We start from the raw sequence: 558 nt of genomic DNA on the forward strand, positions 1-558 counted from the left end.
ATGCATTTTTGTTCGGATAGGGGAGGTAATAACATAGGAACTTCATATTTTAAAAATTTTATTGAAGCTAAATTTTTTATCGCTGAACCTATAGAATGCTCTTTTAGTGTATTAATCAAACTCGTAAACATCCATTTAAAATACTGTGAATCTATTATATCTGAGTTTAACGTAAGTTTTAATAATGCTTGATTTATAACTCCATTATAATAATTTGAAGGTATTTGAAAGATTTCTCCAATAGTACCTGCACAAGATATTAAAATATCTCCTGCTTTTATTGAAAAATTTTTTAAACGTATATAATCACTCTCTTTTAACCAATAGTCTCCATAATCTATAGTTTTTCTTATAGCATTACCTTGTTCATAAACCTTATATGTATGTTCTCCTTTCGGAACAAACATTGACTTTGTTATAGAACTACCAAAAGGACCTCTTTTTATTGAGCCGTCCTCTAATGCACAAATGTCTGGTAAATAAACTATGGCCCATCCTTTAGGTATATTATGTTTAAACTCTTTTATACTTCCATCAGCAAACTTCCCATAATGTTTC

Annotated in this window: 1 protein-coding gene; it reads right to left on the reverse strand. The window is 28.9% G+C overall.

All coding sequences use genetic code 11. From position 1 onward, the window contains the following. On the reverse strand, positions 1–558 hold a 558-nt coding region (locus tag HT693_RS11690), incomplete at both ends, for a restriction endonuclease subunit S (protein ID WP_172925206.1).

The sequence above is a fragment of the Streptococcus sp. 2154 genome (genome assembly GCF_013277255.1).
In the GTDB taxonomy this organism is placed as follows: domain Bacteria; phylum Bacillota; class Bacilli; order Lactobacillales; family Streptococcaceae; genus Streptococcus; species Streptococcus pseudopneumoniae.